The sequence below is a fragment of the Ancylobacter sp. genome (assembly GCF_965279025.1).
Lineage (GTDB): Bacteria > Pseudomonadota > Alphaproteobacteria > Rhizobiales > Xanthobacteraceae > Ancylobacter.
Map to the genome: position 1 here is coordinate 2,531,771 of NZ_OZ257132.1, position 17,700 is coordinate 2,549,470.

Genomic DNA, 17,700 nt, shown 5'->3' on the forward strand with positions numbered 1-17,700 from the left:
TTGATCGAAATCAATCGCTTTCAATAAAAATATCCCGCGCCTAGGCTGTATTTGGAGGGGGTGCAGGGCACCTCGTCTAGATAACAACAAGACAAAACGCGCTCGCCGACAGTGCGAGGCGCCGTGTTCGCGCACGCCAAGGCGGACACAGCGTCATCGCCGGCCTATGGTCCGGTAACGGCAGAAAGCCGACGCCGCGAGCGTGCCTGGGGACGAGAAACACGCTCCGCTAAGGGGCGCTTTGGGAGAAACAGATGGCCTCGCAGCTGAGGACGTCGCCGTTGAGCGACGTCGATTCCGCGCGCCATGCGCGCCGCGCCGTTATCGCCTCGACCGTCGGCACGATGATCGAATGGTATGATTTCTATCTCTACGGCCTCGTTGCCGCGCTGGTCTTCGGAAAGCTCTTCTTCCCGATGCAGGATCCGTATGCGGCGACGCTGCTGGCGTTTTCCACCTTCTTCCTCGGCTTTGCCGCCCGCCCCATCGGCGCGATCATCTTCGGCCATTTCGGCGACCGCATCGGCCGCAAGGGCACGCTGGTGGCCACCCTGTTGCTGATGGGCGTGAGCACCGTGCTCATCGGTCTGGTGCCGACCTATGACAAGATCGGCATCTGGGGCGCCGTGGCGCTCACCGTGCTGCGCATGCTGCAGGGCATCGGCGTCGGCGGCGAGTGGGGCGGCGCCATCGCGGTGGCGACGGAATGGTCGAAGTTCAACAAGCGGCGCGGCCTGGCGGCCTCCTGGCCGCAATTCGGCTCGCCTCTCGGCATGCTGCTCGCCGTGGCGGCGTTAACCATCACGTCCTGGGTCGGCACGCCGGAATGGTTCGAGAGCATCGGCTGGCGCATCCCCTTCCTCATCAGCGCGCTGCTGATCGTCGTGGGCCTCTATATCCGCCTCGGCGTGCTGGAAACGCCGGTCTTCCAGCAGATGCAGGAGAAGAAGCAGATCTCCCGTACGCCGGTGCTTGAGGCGGTGCGCGGCTACTGGCGGCAGATCCTGCTCACCTGCCTGATCCGCACCGGACAGCAGGCGCCCTTCGTGCTGTTCACCACCTTCCTGCTGTCCTACGGCACGAAGAATCTGGGGCTGGACCGGTCGTTCCTGTTCAACTGCGTGCTGGCGGCGGCGGCGCTCTCGCTCTTCACCACGCCGTTCTTCGGCTATCTCTCGGACCGGATCGGCCGCAAGCGGATGTACCTGATCGGCGCCTTCGCCATGCTGGCCTTCGCCTTCCCGTACTTCTGGATGCTGGACACGCAGATCCCCTTCCTCGTGGTGCTGGCGATCCTGCTCTCCCTGCCGATCCACGACATGCAGTACGCCCCGCAGGCCGCCTTCATCGCCGAGAGCTTCCCGCCGAGCGTGCGCTATTCCGGTGCGTCGATCGGCTACCAGCTGGCGTCGATTACCTCGGGCGGTCCCGCGCCGATGATCGCCGCCTTCCTGCTGCACACCTATGGAACGTCGACGGCGATCAGCACCTATATCGCCGTCATCGCCGCGATCAGCTTCGTGTCGGCACTGTTCCTGCGCGACCGCTCGCAGGACGACTACGCCACCAATGAAGGCTGGGTGCGAGAGGAGGGGACGTCCCTCGCGCCACGCGTCGCCTCCCCCTCCGCCTGATCCTCGCGCGGGCCTTCGGACGAGGAGCGTACAACACTGCTCCTCGCCCGCTTTCTCTGCCTGTATCGATTATATCGAATAAATCTCATCGAAAACTATCGTTTTCAATCGATTTACTTGCACCTTATCGTTTCAGGGATGCGGTTTCCGGCAAGCACTTCTGGTCCGGCACCCGATGAACGATCCCGACACTCCGTCAAAAAGGGGAGAGAGACGCATGTTGGACACGCTGTCGGACAACGCCTCCCGACTTTCGCCGCTCGAGGCCGCCAGGCGCCAGCCGCTCATGCTCGGGCTATTCCTGCCGATCCAGTCGGGCGCGTGGAGCCCGTCAACGGCCCCGCGCGGCACCTCGTGGACCTTCGACTACAACGCCCGCTGCACCCTCATGGCCGAAAGGCTGGGCTTCGATCTGGTGTTCGGCCTCGCCCAGTGGATGGGGAAGGGCGGTTATGGCGGCGAGATGAAGTTCCGCGAAATGGCGACCGACCCGCTGTTGGTCACCGCCGGCCTCGCCGCGCTGACCCGGCGCATCCTCCTCGTCTCCACGGTGCACATTCTCTATGGCTGGCACCCGCTGCAGCTGGCGAAGTTCGGCGCCACGCTGTCGGAGATGAGCGGCGGCCGCTGGGGCCTCAACATGGTCACCGGCTACAAGCCGAGCGAGTTCGAGATGTTCGGGCTCGACCCGATCGAGCACGATCACCGCTATGTCATGGCGGATGAGTTCGTGACGCTGATGAAGCGGCTATGGTCGGAGGACGAGAACATCACCGTCGATGGCCGCTTCTGGAAGACCAAGGGCGCCTTCGTCGCGCCAAAGCCGGCGGGCAACAAATGCCTGCTGGTCAACGCCTCCTCTTCCGGCGCGGGGCTGGCCTATGCGGTCAAGCATTCCGACCTGATCTTCGTCACCAGCCCGGCCGGCGCCCATCTCGACCGCGCCTGCGAGGCGCTGCCGGCGCACAACGCCGCCATCAAGAACGCCGCCGCCGAACAGGGGCGCGACGTGCGCACCCTCATCAACCCGCACGTGATCTGCCGCGAGACCGAGGCCGAGGCCTGGGCGCAGTACGAGGCGATCCTGCGCCATCAGGACCCGGTCGCGGCGGAAAACTTCTACCGAACCTTCGTCGGCGGCGATCAGTCGTCGTGGAAGGCGGCCACCCGGGAGCAATGGACCATTGGCGGCAATGTCCACATCGTCGGCACCCCCGCCCAGGTGGTGGAAGGCTTCCAGCGGCTGAAGCAGGCCGGCTGCGACGGTGTCCAGGTCAATTTCTACGACTTCATTCCCGACCTTGAATTCTTCGGCGCACGCGTGCTGCCCTTGATGCGCGAGGCCGGGCTTCGCCTCGACATCCCGCTCGCCGCTGCCGCCTGAGCACCGCTTTCCTGGAGGCTTCCATGTCGCACCCCCCTGCCACGCCGGCGCCGGCGCTCTCCCCGGGCGAACTGCGCACCTTCGCCGGCCATTTTCCCACCGGTGTCGCCGTCGTCACCACCGCCCATCCCGATGGTCCGCTGCATGGGGTCACCATCAATGCGGTGACCTCGCTGTCGCTGACCCCGCCGCTGTTCCTGATTTGCCTCGATCACCGCTCCAACACGCTGGGAGCGCTGATCGCCAGCGGGCATTTCGGGCTGCATTTTCTCGCCCGCGAGCAGACCGAGATATCGCGCCTCTTCGCCTCGAAGCAGGACGACAAGTTCGCCGAGATCGACCATCGGCGCGGTCACCGGGGCAGCCCGCTGATCGAGGGCGTGGTCGCGGCGGCGGAATGCTCCGTCTCGGAGATCTGCCGGGGCGGCGACCACACCATCATCATCGGTGCGGTGGACCATGTGCATGTCTTCGGCGGCGAGCCGCTGCTTTATCATCGCGGCACCTATGCCGCGCTGGAACGTGAAAGGATGGTCGCGTGAACAACCCCGACACCCTGCTGGCCAAGCCGCTCGCCGGGCTGCGCGTGCTTGAATTCGCGCAGATCGCGGCCGGCCCCTTCACCGGCTGCCTGCTCGCCGATCTCGGCGCCGACGTCGTCAAGGTCGAACGTCCCGACGGGGGCGACGGCATGCGCGGCTGGCCGCCACTGCACACGGCACCGGACGGGCCCGAAGCGGCGTTCAGCGGCAATTTCTCCTCGCTCAACCGTAACAAGCGCTCGGTGGCGCTCGACATCAAGAACAAGTCGGATGTCGCGCGCCTGTACGAGTTGGTCGAGAATGCCGACGTGTTCGTCGAGAATTTCCGCCCCGGGGCGCTGGCGCGTGCCGGCCTTTCCTATGACGACCTGAAGGCGCGCAACCCGCGCCTCGTCTATTGCTCGATCACCGGCTACGGCCAGAACGGGCCGTATGCGCAGAAGGGCGCCTTCGACGTCACGGTACAGGCGATGAGCGGGGTGATGAGCGTCACGGGCGAGCCGGACGGGCCGCCGGTCAAATGCGGGGTGCCGGTCGGCGATTTCGTCACCGGGCTCTATGCCGCCTATGTCATCCTCGCTGCGGTGATGCGGGCACGCGCCACCGGGCAGGGGGCGCATATCGACTGCTCGATCCTCGGCGCGCTGCTCGGCATCTCCGCCCTGCAAACGAGCGAGTACTTCGGCACCGGCGAGGCGCCGCGCCGGCTCGGCTCGGCGCATCCGCGCAACGCGCCCTATGCGGGCTTTGACGCCGCCGACGCGCCTTTCACCATCGCGGCGGGCAATGACAAGTTGTGGCGCGACACCTGCGCCATTGTCGGCCGTCCCGATCTGCCGGACGACCCGCGCTTCACCACGCAATCGCTGCGGGCCCGCAACCAGGCGGAACTGACCGCCATTCTCCAGCCGATCTTCGCGACGCGGCCGGCGGCGGAATGGCTGTCCGAATTCGATGCGAAGGGCGTGCCCTGCGCCCCGATCAATGATTTCGCCGCCATTCTCGCCGACCCGCATGTGCGGGAAATGGGCTGGGTGCAGCCCATGGCGATGCCCAATGGCGCGATGGCCGACACGGTGGGCTTCCCCGTCGCCTTCACCGGTTATGAATTCGAGATCGAGCGGCCCCCGCCGCAACTGGGCGAGCACAATGACGAGGTGTACCGGGAATGGGGCGCGGCGCGCCCGGTGAGGGCGGTGTGATGGCCGGCTCATCCCCTGCCGAGGCGCTGCGCCTGCTCACTCTCGCCCGGCCGGACAAGGCGAATGCGCTCGATCCAGCCAGCGTCGCCACCTTGGCGGCCGGCGTCGCCGCCGCCGCCGCGGAGAATGCCCCCTTCGCCTTTCGCGCCGAGGGGCGGGTCTTCTGCGGCGGCTTCGATTTCACCGGCGTCGAGACACAGAGCGAGGGAGACCTGCTGCTGCGCTTCGCCCAGATCGAACTGCTGCTGCAGGCGGTAAGCACGGCGCCAGTGGTGTCGCTTGCTCTGGTCGACGGCGCGGCCTTCGGTGCCGGGGCCGATCTCGTCGCCGCCTGCACCTACCGGCTTGGCACGGCGAAGGCGAAGTTCCGCTTTCCCGGTTTCCGCTTCGGCGTCGCGCTGGGCACCCGCCGGCTGGCCGCGCTCGTCGGCACCGACATGGCCCGCGCGATCCTGCTGGAGAACCGTACCCTTGACGCGCCCGAGGCGCTGCGGGTGGGGCTGCTGACCCATATTGTCGAGCCCGAGGAATTGCCCGCAACGGCCGAACGGCTGCTTGCCGCGCATGACGGGCTGCCGCCGGGCGCCGCCGCGCGTCTCCTGCGGCTGACCGGCACCGACAGCGGCGACGAGGACCTTGCCGAACTGGTGCGCTCGCTCGCCCCCGCCGGGCTGCACGCGCGGATCGCGCGCTATCGTGGGCAGCATTAGGCCCGCCGCCCGCCTCGCCATGCACGTATGCCAGCGCCCACGCACATCAGCGCGAGCGCGAACCAGGTGAGCGCATAGACGAGGTGGTTGTTGGAGAACCGCACCACGGTCAGCCCGCCGACCGGCAGGCCGCCGGGGACGGGCGTGTCGTCCGCGTCGACGAAATAGGAGGCGGCGTTGTCGAGATGCCGCGCCTGCGCGATCGCGGCGACATCGCGCGAGAACCAGCGGTCAGTGGCGGGATCGTTGCGGCGTAAAAAGCCGCCGCCCGGCTCGGAGAGGCGGAGAAGGCCGACCAATGTCGTCTCGCCCTCGATCTGCCCGTCCGCGCGGCTGGCGGGGGCACGGTTGTCCGGCGGCACGAAACCGCGATTGACCAGCACGGTGAAGCCGCGCGTCGTCGCGAAGGGGGTGAGCACCCAGAAGCCGCCGCCAAGTTCGGTGACAGCCTGCACCAGCGTCTCGCGCTCGTTGATGAACCGGCCCTGAAGGGCGACGCGCCGGTATTCGTCCTCCGGCGAGACGTCCCCCGGCGCCGGAGCGTCCACCGGAGCGGCGTGGATGCCGGCCTCGACCCGCGCCATCAGGTCGAGCTTCCAGGCGAGCCGTTTCACCTGCCAGGCGCCGAGGCCAGCGAACAGCACGGCGAAGACCGTGCAGAGGGCGAGCAGCGCGATCCAAGCCCCCTGCCGCCGCGTCTCGACCACTGGCATCCCCCGACCGCCGGCCTATGGCATGCGCCGCATCTCGTGCATGCCGGGCATCATGTTGGTGTTGAGGTGGTACATCACCCACAGCGAGCCCGACAGCGTGATCACCACCAGGATCAGCGTGAAGCCCAACGCCAGTAGCGACCAGCCGCCTTCCGAGCGGAAGTTCATGTGCAGGAAGTAGATCATGTGCACCACGATCTGGACCATGGCGAAGCCCATGATGGCGAAGGCCGTGGCGGTGGCGCTGCCCAGCGCGCCGCTCATCACCAGCCAGAACGGAATGGCGGTGAGGATGACCGACAGGATGAAGCCGGTGAGATAGCCGCGCAGCGAGCCATGTGCCTCGCCGGAATCATGCGCGCCATGGTCGTCCGGCGCGTGCGCGGCGGCGGTGTCGTGCGCGCTCATCGCAGCACTCCCATCAGGTAGACGAAGGTGAAGACGCCGATCCAGACCACGTCGAGAAAGTGCCAGAACATGGACAGGCACATCAGCCGGCGCCGGTTGGCGACGACGAGCCCGCGCTGGGTCACCTGCACCATAAGCGTCACCAGCCAGATGGTGCCGAAGGTGACGTGCAGTCCATGGGTGCCGACCAGCGCGAAGAAGGAGGACAGGAAGGCGCTGCGCTGCGGCGTGGCGCCCTCGCTGATCAGGTGGTGGAACTCGTAGATCTCGATGCCGAGAAAGGCGAGGCCGAACAGGCCGGTAATGGCCAGCCAGGCGAGGGTGGCGCCCTTCTGGTCCTTCACCATCGCCAGCATGGCAAAGCCATAGGTGATGGAGGAGAACAGCAGCATCGAGGTGTTGAGCGCGACGAGGTTCAGGTCGAACAGCTCGCGCGGGCCGGGGCCGGCGGCATAGCTGGTGCCGAGCACGCCATAGACGGCGAACAGCACCGCGAAGATGAGGCAATCGCTCATCAGGTAGATCCAGAACCCCAGCGGGGTGCTGTGGCCTTCCGGGTGCGGGTGCTCGTCGATCTCGTAGAAGACCGGGGCCTCGTCGGCAGCGGATGCGGCAGTGGTCATGGCGGCGCTCATGCCGTCACCTCAGCGGCGCCGTGCGCCAGCGCGGCGGTGCGGGCGTCCTCGGTGCGGGTCACCTCATCGGCGGGGATGTCGAAATCCCGGCTGTAATTGAAGGTGTGGGCGATGGCGGTGCCGATCAGCCCGACAAAGGCCAGCGCCGCCAGCCACCAGATGTACCAGATGAGCGCGAAGCCGAGCACGAAGGCGAGCCCCGCCAGCACCGGCCCGGCGCCGGAATTGCGCGGCATGTGGATTGCCTTGAAGCCGGTGAGCGGGCGCGTATGGCCGCGCTGCTTCATGTCCACCACGCGTCGAGGTCGTGCACGACCGGGGTGAAGGCGAAATTATAGGCCGGCGGCGGCGACGAGGTCGCCCATTCCAGCGTGCGCGCATTCCACGGGTCGCCCGTGGTGTCGCGCAACTGCTCGCGCCGCGCGATGCTGACGCCGATCTGGATCAGGAAGCAGGCGATGCCGCAGGCGATGAGGAAGGCGCCGAAGGCGGCGATGATGAACCAGATATGCAGCGAGGGGTCGTCGAACACCCGCAGCCGCCGCGTCACGCCCATCAGCCCCAGCACGTAGAGCGGCATGAAGGCGACGTAGAAGCCGATCACCCAGAACCAGAAGGAGAGCTTGCCCCAGAACAGGTCGAGCTTGAAGCCGAAGGCCTTGGGCCACCAGAAGGCGATGCCGGCGAACATGCCGAATACCACGCCGCCGATGATCACATTGTGGAAATGGGCGACCAGGAACAGAGAATTGTGCAGCACGAAATCGGCCGGCGGCACCGCCAGCAGCACGCCGGTCATGCCGCCGATGACGAAGGTGAGCATGAAGGCGAGCGTGTACATCATCGGCAGCTCGAAGCGGATGCGGCCGCGATACATCGTGAACAGCCAGTTGAACATCTTCGCTCCCGTGGGGATCGAGATGATCATCGTCGTGATGCCGAAGAACGAGTTGACGCTGGCGCCCGAGCCCATCGTGAAGAAATGGTGCAGCCATACGAGGTAGGACAGGATGGTGATGACCACGGTGGCGTAGACCATCGAGGTATAGCCGAAAAGCCGCTTGCCGGCGAAGGTCGAGGTGACCTCGGAGAAGATGCCGAAGGCCGGCAGGATGAGGATGTAGACCTCCGGGTGGCCCCAGATCCAGATCAGGTTCACGTACATCATCGGGTTGCCGCCGAAGTCGTTCGTGAAGAAGTTGAAGCCGAGATAGCGGTCGGCGGCGAGCAGGGCCAGCACTGCCGTCAGCACCGGGAAGGCGGCGACGATCAGCACGTTGGTGCACAGCGCCGTCCAGGTGAAGACCGGCATCTTCATCATCGTCATGCCGGGCGCGCGCATCTTCACGATGGTGCAGATGAGGTTGACGCCGGACAGCAAGGTGCCGACGCCGGCGATCTGCAGCGCCCAGATGTAATAGTCCACGCCGACATAGGGGCTGTAGCCGATGCCCGAGAGCGGGGGGTAGGCCAGCCAGCCGGTCTTGGCGAACTCGCCGACGAAGAGCGAGCTCATCACCATGACGGCGCCCGACACCGTCATCCAGAACGAGAAATTGTTGAGGAAGGGGAACGAGACGTCGCGCGCGCCGATCTGCAGCGGCACCACGAAGTTCATCAGCCCGGTGACCAGCGGCATGGCCACGAAGAAGATCATGATCACGCCATGGGCGGTGAAGATCTGGTCGTAATGGTGCGGCGGCAAATAGCCTTCGGACCCGCCGAACGCCCACACCTGCTGGGCGCGCATCATCACCGCATCGGCAAAGCCGCGCAGCAGCATGATGATGCCCAGCACCATGTACATGATGCCGATCTTCTTGTGGTCGACGCTGGTGAACCACTCGCGCCAGAGATAGCCCCACAGGCGGAAATAGGTGAGGGCACCCAGCACCGCGATGCCTCCGAGGGCGACGACGATGAACGTCCCGACCAGGATCGGCTCGTGATAGGGGATCGCCTCGAGGGTGAACCGACCCAGAAGGAAGCTGGGCTCGATGATCGGTGACTCGTTCATGGGGGCCGTCAGGAGTTGGAAGGCCGGCGCGGGCCCGCAAGGGCCTCGCTCGACGGCAGGCTGATCGGGGCGAGGGGCGAAGCGGCGAAGGGCGGCGTCAGCGCCGGGAAGGCCAGCCCGGCGCCGTGCACCGGATCGGGCGAGCGCGCCGCCGGCGCAGCGGCGGAAAGGGTCAGCGCGGTGGAGAGTTCCTCCGGCGTGCAGATGCCGACGACATAGCTCGCCGCGCCGCCGAACACCGTGCCGCGACGGGCATGCTTGTCATAGGTCAGCGGCAGCACGTTGCTCACGCTGTCCATGCCGAGACCGCCCTTGGCGTCGATCGCCATCATGTCGCTCATGCACATCTTGCCAGGTTCGACGCACAGGTTGAGGATTGCGTCGAACAACGTGCCGTCGATGCTCGAGAAGCGGCGCACCGGAACGTTCTGGCTGGGCTGTTCCAGGTCGAGATAGGTGGCGCGGGTCAGCGGCGCGTCGGCGGCCTTGGCCTCGCTCACCCAGCTCTGGAAGTCGGCGTCCGGCAGGGCGCGGAAACGGAAGAACATCTGCGAAAAGCCGGCGCCGCTGTAGTTCGACGAGAAGCCGCGGGAATCGACGGGCGCGTTGGCCACGGCGTGAAGTTCCGTCCGCATGCTCGGCATGGCGTAGATCATGCCGGCCAGGGTCGGCACGTAGAACGCGTTCATCACCGAGGAGGCGGTGATACGGAAGCGGATCGGCCGGCCGACCGGGGCGGCGAGGTCGTTCACCGTGGCGATGCCCTGCTCGGGGTAGATGAACAGCCACTTCCAGTCGAGCGCCACCACCTCGACATCGAGCGGCGTGACGCCGGCGGGCACGGGTTCCTCGGCCGAGAGGCGGTCGAGCGGGCGGTAGGGATCGAGCAGATGCGTGCCCATCCAGGTGAGCGCGCCGAGGCAGATGATGATCAGGAGCGGTGCCGACCAGATGATCAGCTCCATCTGGGTGGAGTGGCTCCAGTCGGGCGTGTAGGTGGCCGCGGTGTTGGACGCGCGATACTTCCAGGCGAAGTAGATGGTGAGCCCCATCACCGGCAGGATGATGAGCAGCATCAGCAGGGTCGACACCAGCAGGAGATCGCGCTGCTGCGCAGCGATATCGCCCGTCGGGCCGAGCACGACGAAGTTGCAGCCGCCAAGAGTCAATGCGAGCGGCAGCAGTGCGATGAGGCTAAAGCGACGTAACGTCATGTACACTCGCGATGTCACGATCCTGAAGCCAATAGCTGCATCGCAGCAATTCTAATATCAAGCGATAAGTGCGATGTCGAAGTGTCGCATGCCGGCGAACATAGAACGATGTTAGACGTGCCGTGCGAAACCGAAAGCGCAGATAGACCGAAAGATTAAAGTCTATATCTTTTCCAGTTTTGGTAAGGACTATGGCCGCACCCGTCACCCAGATCGAACAGGACGCCCGGGACATCCACGCCCATCGCGGTGATGTCGACCCGGGAGAGATAGCTGTCGGTGTCGTCATCGGGCGCGCCTCGGAGTTTTTCGATTTCTTCGTCTATGCCATCGCCTCGGTGGTGGTGTTCCCGAAGCTGGTCTTCCCCTTCGTCGATCCGCTGACGGGCACGCTCTATTCGTTCGCGGTCTTTGCGCTGGCCTTCATCGCCCGTCCCTTCGGCACGACGCTGTTCATGGCGATCGACCGCCATCACGGGCGGGGCGTCAAACTGGCGGCGGCGCTGTTCCTGCTGGGAACCTCGACCGTCGCCATCGCCTTCCTGCCGTCCTACGACACGATCGGCGCGGCGGTGATCTGGCTGCTTGCGGTGTTCCGCATCGGCCAGGGCGTCGCCTGGGGCGGCACCTGGGACGGGCTGGCGCCGCTGCTCGCCATCAACGCGCCGGAGGGCCGGCGTGGCTGGTACGCGATGTTGCCACAGCTTGGCGCACCCATCGGCCTCATCATCGCCAGCGCGCTGTTCGCCTTTTTCCTCGGCAATCTCTCGGCGGCCGACTTCTATGATTGGGGCTGGCGCTACCCGTTCTTCGTCGCCTTCGCCATCAATGTGGTGGCGCTGTTCGCCCGGCTGCGCATGGCGGTGACGCCGCAATATGCCAAGCTGTTCGAGAGCGGCGACCTCGAACCGCAGAAGGTGTCCGACACCGTGCGGGTGGAGGGCCGCAACATCCTTATCGGCGCGTTTGCCCCGCTGGCGACCTTCGCGCTGTTCCACATGGTCACGGTGTTTCCGCTGTCCTGGGTGTTCCTGTTCACCTCGGAACGGCCGACCCGCTTCCTGCTGATCGAGGCGCTGGCGGCGTTTTGCGGCCTCGCCGCCGTGCTGGCCTCCGGCGCCATCGCCGACCGCGTGGGCCGGCGGGCGCTGCTGGGCGGGTCGGCGGTGGCCATCGCCGTGTTCAGCGGTTTCGCCCCGCAGCTGCTGGCGGGCGGCGTGGTTGGCGAGGCGGTGTTCATGGTGCTGGCCTTCACCCTGCTGGGCATCTCCTTCGGCCAGTCCTCCGGCGTGGTGGCGACGCATTTTTCGCGGAAATATCGCTACACCGCCTCGGCGTTGACCAATGACCTCGCCTGGCTGTTCGGCGCCGGCTTCGCGCCGCTGGCGGCGCTGCTGCTGTCCAGCCATTTCGGCCTCATTGCCTCGGGCGCCTATCTGCTCTCGGGCGCCATCTGCACGCTGGTGGCGCTGCGCCTCGACCGCCGGCTGGAACTGGCCGCCGCCGGCTAGCACTGCGATCCGTCGGCCGGCGGGCGCCGTGATTCGCGTTCCTGGGGAACTGCGCGGCGGACTCGGACGTTCGGGCTCTGCCGCAGGGGTCCTCAATGTCCGCACACGCCGCTCTCCGTCTTGATCTTGCCCGCCAGCTTTTCGCCCATGAAAAACCGGCGGGGCCCTCGCCGCGCGTGGTGGTAACCATACCCGCGCGCGACGAGGAGGAGCGGATCGCGCCCTGCCTGTCCGCCTTGATCCGCCAGCGTGGCGGATCCGCCCTGGCCGGGGAAGCCGGCTTCGGCGTCGTGCTGCTCGCCAATAATTGCCGCGATGCCACGGCGCCCAGGGCGCGGCAGATGCTGGGCGCGGCGGGCATTCCCCACCTCGTCCTGCCGCTCGACCTGCCGCCGCTCGCGGCCAATGCCGGGTTTGCGCGCGGGCTGGCGCTGGATGTTGCCGCGCTATGGTCCGAGCGCGCCGGCGGTCCGGGCGTGCTGCTCACCACCGACGCCGATACGCGCGTGGGGCACGACTGGGTCGGGCGGAACCTGTCCGGCCTGTCGGGCGCCTGCGGGGCGGTCGCCGGCCGCTTCGCCTTCGAGGCGCATGAGGAACTGGGATGGCCGCCGCATTTGCGGCGCCGTCGCCGGGTGGAGAGCGCCTATGAGGAGGTGCTGGCCGCGCTTTCCGCGCTGCTCGATCCGCTGCCCGACGATCCGTGGCCCAATCACTGGACCGAATCCGGCGCGAGCTTCGCGGTAACCCTCGACGCTTATCGCCGTATCGGCGGATTGCCGGCGGTGGCGGCGGGCGAGGACCGGGCGCTGGCGGGCGCTCTCGCCCGCCATGACGTGTCCATTCGTCACGACCCCGCCATCGTCGTCACCACCTCGGCCCGGCTGGACGGCCGCGCGCAGGGCGGCTGTGCCAGCACGCTGCGCGAGCGTAGCGCACGCGAAGAGATGCCCGGCGACGAGAGGCTGGAGGCGTTGCCCGCTGCGCTGCGCCGCATGACCCTGCGCGGCCGGTTGCGCCGCGCGTTCGCCGACGACTTCGACGCGGACGAGTGGGAGCACCGCCTCGGGCTGGCGAGCGGCGCGCTCGGGAATGGGGCACGACAGCGCTTCGGGGCGGTGTGGGCGACGGCGCTGGCCGCCAGTCCGCTGCTCGTCCCCCAATTGCTTCGCCCCGCCGGGATGGAGCATCACCTGCTTGTAGCGCGGCGCCTGCGTGCGGCCCTCGAACAGGCCTCAGCCCATGGCGAGAAGATCGAGCCGGTAATCCTGCGTGCGTTGCTGAACCAGCAGCCGGAAGCTGCCGCCGAGCGCCGCGATGAACAGCTCGCAAGCCTCGTCGCCTGACAGCGGATAATCCGTCTCGCGCACCCAGTGCACCAGTTCCACCTGCCCGCCCGGCTGCAGCGAGCCGGAGACCCGCGCCGCGAGGGCGCGCACATCCGGCGGGCTGAGATAATAGATCACCTCCGACAGCAGGATGAGGTCGAATGTTCCCTCCGGCCAGTCGCCCGGCGCCTGCCCCTGGATGAAAGTCACCTGCGGCAGGTCGCGGCAGCGCTCCCGCGCCTGGTCGAGCGCACGGGCGGCCGGCTCCATCGCCACCAGCTGCTCGCAGCGCGGCGCCAGACGGGCTGTGAGCACGCCGATCGAGCACCCGATCTCCAGCGCGGTGGCACAGCGCGGCGAGGGGAGCGCCGCGAGCGTCGCGGCATATTTGGCGTCTTCATAGGGGCTGGTCTCGAACGCCCAGGGATCGGGCGAGCGCGCATAGAGATCCTCGAAATAGCTCGGCGGCAGGGTGGTGCTCATGTGGCGGGCCCTAGATAGGTCTCGAACGGCGTATCGAACAGGGAAAGCACCTCGGGGGTCAGCCGGAATCCCCCGGGATCGTCGGCGATCAGCCCGGTGGTCTGCGAGGCATGGGCGGCGACGGCGTGCCTCTTGGCGTCCCGAAATCCGTCGACCCGCACCCGCACGCCGGCAACCGGCGGCCCCTCCAGTATGGTGGGCGGCGGCAAGGTGAGGCCCCAGATCGGATATTCCCACAGCGCCGCGCCCGCCACCTCACGTAACGCCGCCTGCGCCAAGGCGAAGCTCGCCTTGTGGTCGGTATGCGGGTCGTGCCGCCAGCTCACCGCCACGACGTCCGCACTGGTACAAAGCGCTGCCAGCCACGCGGAGGCCCGCTCGGCATCAGGGCCATCCACCGGCACGAAGCGGTCCGGCAGGTCGAGGAAGTGGACGTCTTGCGGCGCAACGGAGAGGCGGCGGGCCGCCTCCAGCGCCTCCGCGCGGCGCAGTTCCGCCAGGCGCGGCGCGGCGTAGAGAACCGAATGCGGGTGGGAGCCGGCCCCGTCGCTGACCACGACGATCGACACCGGCACGCCGGCCGCCCGGCACGCGGCAATCAGCCCGCCGCAGCCGAGGCTTTCATCGTCGGGATGCGGCGCGACGACCACGAGGCGCCGACGGACGAAGCCGCCGGGCTCCACCACTGGCAGCGTCGCCATGGCGCGCACGGCGTCTTCCACGCTCTGGCTCACCGCCACAGCTCGCGCAGCGGCGCGTCCTGCCGCAGCCCATAGGCCGCGCCCTCGCACAGCGCACGATCCGGCGCGGGCTGGCGCAGATAGGTGGCGAGGTCGCGGCTGAGCTTCTCGATGGGGTTGGTGCGCTGGAAGGCGGCGAGCCCGATAGAGCGCTGCACATGCTCCAGCACGTCGAGCCCGCAACGCTCGACCGCGGACCGCGCGAGGTTGACATAAGCGATAGCCGCCTCCGCCGCTTGCGTGCTTTCCTGCGTCTCCTCGTCTTCCGCGAGGCGCGCGGCGCGCTCCACCCACAGCGACGCCGTCTGCGCGGCGATCAGCGCCTCGCCCATGCGGGCACGCTGGTGCGGGTCGTCCTCGCGTTTCAGGCGGCGAAGAAAGCTGCGCGCCTCCTCCACCAGCCGCTCGATGCCGCCCAGCTGCACGGCGCAGAAGCGCCAAGCGCCGGCCGAGAAATGCGGCTGGCGGTGATAGTCACCTGCACCTCCGATGATATCCTCCGGCTCGACCCGCAACCCGTCGAAGCTGAACGTGCCACTGGCCGAGGCCCGCATGCCATGCGCCTGCCACGCCGAGAGGTCGGCACGCGGGGATTCATCCAGTCGCGGCAGCACGATGAAGAGATCGCCCGCCTCGTCGCGCGCCGTGATGAGCGGGCACGCGACATGGCCGGCACCTGAGGCGAAGATCTTGGCCCCCGCCAATTCGAGCCGGTCGCCCCGGCGGATGAGGCGCACGCCGTTCGTGCCTTCGGTGTTCCAGATGCCGAACAGCGCTCCCTCGCACGCCTGCCGCCACGCGCTTTCGCGCTGGGGAAGCGTGCCATAGCGCCGGATCAGCGCGGCGGCATTGACGTGGCCTTCGAAAAGCCGCCCGAGCGGCAGGCTGGCATGGCCGATCGCCCGCAGGCTCTCCATGAGATCGTCGCAGGAGGGCGCCACCCCGCTGTCTGCCGGGCGGGCGAAGGGCGCGGCGAGGGTGCCGGCGGCGGCCAGCCGTGCGACGTCCTCGGTGGGGAAGCTGCCATCCTCATCCAGCGCGGCGGCGCGGGCGGCGATGGCGCCCAGTTCCCGCCGGAAGGAAGGGGTAAACAGGCGCCGGCTGTCGACATCGAGCATTGTGGGTCCCTCTTGACCCGGGACAATGGAGGGGGCCGGCCAAAGTTCCGGATGCACGGCTTGGGCGCCGCCCCGAGACCTCGCGGAAAACCATGCGAGCGCGGCAAATCGACAAGACGCGGTTGCGAAAGCGAGTCATTCTTTCGGCTACGCCGCGTTCCCTCCTGTCGAACCGTCAATCGGGGATTGCCATGCTCTACCTTCTCGCCTTGCTGATCGGTGTTGTTGCCGGCCTGCGCGCCATGACGGCGCCGGCCGCCGTCGCCTGGGCCGCCCATCTCGGCTGGATAGACCTTTCCGCGTCGCCGCTGGCCTTCATGGGGTACGCCTGGACGCCATGGATATTCACCGTCCTCGCCTTGGTCGAACTGGTGACCGACCAGCTTCCCTCGACACCGAGCCGCACCGTGCCGATGCAGTTCGGCGCCCGCATCGTCAGCGGCGTGCTGTGCGGTGCCTGCCTCGGCGCGGCCGGCGGTGTGCTCCTTGCCGGGGCGGTGCTCGGCGCCATCGGTGCCGTCATCGGCACGCTGGGCGGGCGCTGGGCGCGCGGGCGTCTCGCCGCCTCGTTCGGCCGTGATCTCCCCGCCGCGCTGATCGAGGACGTGGTCGCCATTGCCGGCGCCCTGCTCATCGTGCTGGTGCCCTGATGGGTGGGGCCGTCGACGCGCAATCCTCCGCCGTCCGCTCCTTCGATGCCATCATCATCGGCGCGGGACAGGCCGGCCCCTCCATGGCCGGCCGCCTGGTCGGCGCCGGCAAGCGCGTGGCGGTCATCGAGCGCCTGCATTTCGGCGGCACCTGCGTGAACACCGGCTGCAAGCCCACCAAGACGCTGGTGGCCAGCGCCTATGCCGCCCGCATGGCGCAGCGCGCCGCGGAATATGGCGTGGTGCTGAACGGCGCGCCCGGCATCGACATGACGACCGTGCAGGCCCGCGCCGAGAAGATCATCCAGGACGGGCGCGCGGGAATCGAGAGCTGGCTCGGCGGCATGGAGGGCTGCACCGTGCTGCGCGGCCACGCCCGCTTCACCGGCCCGCACACGCTGGAGGTCGGCGGCGAGGCGCTCACCGCGCCGCTCATCTTCATCAATGTCGGTGGCCGCGCCACAGTGCCCGACATGCCCGGCCTCAGTGACGTGCCTTACCTCACCAACAGCGCCATGGTGGAACTCGCCACGCTGCCCGAGCATCTGGTGGTGATCGGCGGCTCCTATATCGGGCTCGAATTCGCGCAGATGTTCCGGCGCTTCGGCGCCCGCGTCACCGTCATCGAGAAAGGCCCGCGCCTGATCGCGCGCGAGGACGAGGACGTTTCCGACGCCATTCGCGCCATTCTCGAAGCCGAGGGCGTCGAGGTGCGCACCGGTGCCGAATGCCTCAGCTTCGCCCGTGAAGGATCGGGCGTGGCGGTGCGGGTCGGCTGCATGGAAGGGGCGCCGCAAGTCGTCGGCTCGCATGTGCTGCTCGCCATCGGCCGCCGGCCAAACACCGACGATCTCGGGCTGGCCGCCGCCGGCATCGCCACCGATGCGCGCGGCTACATTACCGTCGACGACCATCTCGAGACCGGCGTGCCCGGCGTCTATGCCCTGGGCGATTGCAACGGGCGGGGTGCCTTCACCCATACCGCCTATAATGATTTCGAGATCGTCGCCGCCAATCTGCTGGACGGGCAGGACTGGAAGGTGAGCGAGCGCATTGCCGGCTACGCGCTCTACACCGACCCGCCGCTCGGCCGGGTCGGCCTGACGGAAACGCAGGCCCGCGCCACCGGCCGCCCGTTGCTGGTCGGTTTCCGGCCGATGACGCGCGTCGGGCGGGCGGTGGAGAAGGGCGAGACGCAGGGCTTCATGAAGGCAGTGGTCGATGCGCAAACCAAGCGCATCCTCGGCGCCGCCATCCTCGGCACCGGCGGCGACGAGGCGATCCACGGCCTGCTCGACATCATGAATGCCAATGTGCCCTACACGGTGTTCCAGCGCGCCGTGCCGATCCATCCCACCGTTTCCGAACTCATTCCCACCTTGCTGGCGGAGATGACGCCGGCGCAGTGAGG

Annotated in this window: 16 protein-coding genes and 1 pseudogene; 9 read left to right on the plus strand and 8 right to left on the minus strand. The window is 67.7% G+C overall.

The features are described from left to right. The first annotated feature begins 254 nt into the window (after positions 1-254). The 5 genes from ACQY76_RS11625 (at position 255) to ACQY76_RS11645 (ending at position 5,472) form a co-directional block, all read left to right on the plus strand. Positions 255-1,634 carry an MFS transporter gene (locus ACQY76_RS11625; protein ID WP_428028898.1) on the plus strand — a complete coding sequence of 460 codons (1,380 nt, stop codon included), beginning with the start codon at positions 255-257 and terminating at the stop codon, positions 1,632-1,634. 217 nt (positions 1,635-1,851) lie between these two features. Then, a complete protein-coding gene (locus ACQY76_RS11630; protein WP_428028899.1) occupies positions 1,852-3,018 on the plus strand; it encodes an LLM class flavin-dependent oxidoreductase in 1,167 nt (388 codons plus the stop codon). A gap of 23 nt (positions 3,019-3,041) precedes the next feature. Next, entirely contained in the window at positions 3,042-3,560 is a 519-nt protein-coding gene (locus ACQY76_RS11635) for a flavin reductase family protein (RefSeq protein ID WP_428028900.1), read from the plus strand. Further along, the gene (locus ACQY76_RS11640) at positions 3,557-4,762 is read left to right on the plus strand and encodes a CaiB/BaiF CoA transferase family protein (RefSeq protein WP_428028901.1); all 1,206 of its coding nucleotides are present in this window, start codon (positions 3,557-3,559) and stop codon (positions 4,760-4,762) included. Before ACQY76_RS11635 ends, ACQY76_RS11640 begins: the two co-directional genes overlap by 4 nt. Then, a complete protein-coding gene (locus ACQY76_RS11645; RefSeq protein WP_428028902.1) occupies positions 4,762-5,472 on the plus strand; it encodes an enoyl-CoA hydratase/isomerase family protein in 711 nt (236 codons plus the stop codon). Before ACQY76_RS11640 ends, ACQY76_RS11645 begins: the two co-directional genes overlap by 1 nt. Here ACQY76_RS11645 and ACQY76_RS11650 read toward each other — a convergent pair. From ACQY76_RS11650 to cyoA, 5 genes and pseudogenes are all read right to left on the minus strand, one after another. Then, on the minus strand, positions 5,469-6,185 hold the full coding sequence (locus tag ACQY76_RS11650) for an SURF1 family protein (protein ID WP_428028903.1): 717 nt from the start codon (positions 6,183-6,185) through the stop codon (positions 5,469-5,471). The genes ACQY76_RS11645 and ACQY76_RS11650 overlap by 4 nt on opposite strands. A gap of 15 nt (positions 6,186-6,200) precedes the next feature. Further along, entirely contained in the window at positions 6,201-6,593 is a 393-nt protein-coding gene (gene cyoD, locus ACQY76_RS11655; RefSeq protein ID WP_428028904.1) for a cytochrome o ubiquinol oxidase subunit IV, read from the minus strand. Further along, complete coding sequence (gene cyoC / locus ACQY76_RS11660; RefSeq protein ID WP_428028905.1) at positions 6,590-7,216, minus strand: cytochrome o ubiquinol oxidase subunit III; 627 nt, start codon at positions 7,214-7,216, stop codon at positions 6,590-6,592. Before cyoC ends, cyoD begins: the two co-directional genes overlap by 4 nt. A gap of 8 nt (positions 7,217-7,224) precedes the next feature. Beyond that, positions 7,225-9,245, minus strand: a pseudogene (gene cyoB / locus ACQY76_RS11665) (cytochrome o ubiquinol oxidase subunit I). Positions 9,246-9,253: 8 nt separating this feature from the next. Next, entirely contained in the window at positions 9,254-10,459 is a 1,206-nt protein-coding gene (gene cyoA / locus ACQY76_RS11670) for a ubiquinol oxidase subunit II (RefSeq protein ID WP_428028906.1), read from the minus strand. Positions 10,460-10,650: 191 nt separating this feature from the next. Between cyoA and ACQY76_RS11675 the strand changes: the two genes are divergently transcribed. Beyond that, complete coding sequence (locus tag ACQY76_RS11675; protein ID WP_428028907.1) at positions 10,651-11,970, plus strand: MFS transporter; 1,320 nt, start codon at positions 10,651-10,653, stop codon at positions 11,968-11,970. Positions 11,971-12,065: 95 nt separating this feature from the next. Further along, positions 12,066-13,316, plus strand: coding sequence for a glycosyltransferase (locus ACQY76_RS11680; protein WP_428028908.1), 1,251 nt, complete (start codon positions 12,066-12,068; stop codon positions 13,314-13,316). On the opposite strand, the gene ACQY76_RS11685 is transcribed toward ACQY76_RS11680, so the two are convergent. Genes ACQY76_RS11685 through ACQY76_RS11695 form a run of 3 tightly spaced genes read right to left on the minus strand, consistent with a single transcriptional unit; the run spans position 13,206 to position 15,639 of the window. Beyond that, positions 13,206-13,781, minus strand: coding sequence for a class I SAM-dependent DNA methyltransferase (locus ACQY76_RS11685; RefSeq protein ID WP_428028909.1), 576 nt, complete (start codon positions 13,779-13,781; stop codon positions 13,206-13,208). The genes ACQY76_RS11680 and ACQY76_RS11685 overlap by 111 nt on opposite strands. Further along, positions 13,778-14,482 carry a PIG-L deacetylase family protein gene (locus tag ACQY76_RS11690; RefSeq protein ID WP_428032995.1) on the minus strand — a complete coding sequence of 235 codons (705 nt, stop codon included), beginning with the start codon at positions 14,480-14,482 and terminating at the stop codon, positions 13,778-13,780. Before ACQY76_RS11690 ends, ACQY76_RS11685 begins: the two co-directional genes overlap by 4 nt. Positions 14,483-14,511: 29 nt before the next feature. Beyond that, entirely contained in the window at positions 14,512-15,639 is a 1,128-nt protein-coding gene (locus ACQY76_RS11695) for an acyl-CoA dehydrogenase family protein (protein WP_428028910.1), read from the minus strand. 191 nt (positions 15,640-15,830) lie between these two features. On the opposite strand from ACQY76_RS11695, the gene ACQY76_RS11700 reads away from it, so the two are divergent. Next, entirely contained in the window at positions 15,831-16,289 is a 459-nt protein-coding gene (locus ACQY76_RS11700) for a DUF4126 family protein (protein WP_428028911.1), read from the plus strand. After that, positions 16,289-17,698, plus strand: coding sequence for an FAD-containing oxidoreductase (locus tag ACQY76_RS11705; RefSeq protein ID WP_428028912.1), 1,410 nt, complete (start codon positions 16,289-16,291; stop codon positions 17,696-17,698). The genes ACQY76_RS11700 and ACQY76_RS11705 overlap by 1 nt, the downstream gene beginning before the upstream one ends. Positions 17,699-17,700 lie beyond the last annotated feature (2 nt).

Bases quoted from the DNA above. Each gene is read 5' to 3' on its own strand.
- ACQY76_RS11685 (WP_428028909.1), bottom strand. From the start codon at position 13,781: ATGAGCACCACCCTGCCGCCGAGCTATTTCGAGGATCTCTATGCGCGC.
- ACQY76_RS11700 (WP_428028911.1), top strand. From the start codon at position 15,831: ATGCTCTACCTTCTCGCCTTGCTGATCGGTGTTGTTGCCGGCCTGCGC.
- ACQY76_RS11690 (WP_428032995.1), bottom strand. From the start codon at position 14,482: ATGGCGACGCTGCCAGTGGTGGAGCCCGGCGGCTTCGTCCGTCGGCGC.
- ACQY76_RS11705 (WP_428028912.1), top strand. From the start codon at position 16,289: ATGGGTGGGGCCGTCGACGCGCAATCCTCCGCCGTCCGCTCCTTCGAT.
- ACQY76_RS11680 (WP_428028908.1), top strand. From the start codon at position 12,066: ATGTCCGCACACGCCGCTCTCCGTCTTGATCTTGCCCGCCAGCTTTTC.
- ACQY76_RS11645 (WP_428028902.1), top strand. From the start codon at position 4,762: ATGGCCGGCTCATCCCCTGCCGAGGCGCTGCGCCTGCTCACTCTCGCC.
- ACQY76_RS11625 (WP_428028898.1), top strand. From the start codon at position 255: ATGGCCTCGCAGCTGAGGACGTCGCCGTTGAGCGACGTCGATTCCGCG.
- cyoD (WP_428028904.1), bottom strand. From the start codon at position 6,593: ATGAGCGCGCACGACACCGCCGCCGCGCACGCGCCGGACGACCATGGC.
- cyoA (WP_428028906.1), bottom strand. From the start codon at position 10,459: ATGACGTTACGTCGCTTTAGCCTCATCGCACTGCTGCCGCTCGCATTG.
- ACQY76_RS11635 (WP_428028900.1), top strand. From the start codon at position 3,042: ATGTCGCACCCCCCTGCCACGCCGGCGCCGGCGCTCTCCCCGGGCGAA.
- ACQY76_RS11630 (WP_428028899.1), top strand. From the start codon at position 1,852: ATGTTGGACACGCTGTCGGACAACGCCTCCCGACTTTCGCCGCTCGAG.
- ACQY76_RS11675 (WP_428028907.1), top strand. From the start codon at position 10,651: ATGGCCGCACCCGTCACCCAGATCGAACAGGACGCCCGGGACATCCAC.
- ACQY76_RS11695 (WP_428028910.1), bottom strand. From the start codon at position 15,639: ATGCTCGATGTCGACAGCCGGCGCCTGTTTACCCCTTCCTTCCGGCGG.
- ACQY76_RS11650 (WP_428028903.1), bottom strand. From the start codon at position 6,185: ATGCCAGTGGTCGAGACGCGGCGGCAGGGGGCTTGGATCGCGCTGCTC.
- cyoC (WP_428028905.1), bottom strand. From the start codon at position 7,216: ATGACCACTGCCGCATCCGCTGCCGACGAGGCCCCGGTCTTCTACGAG.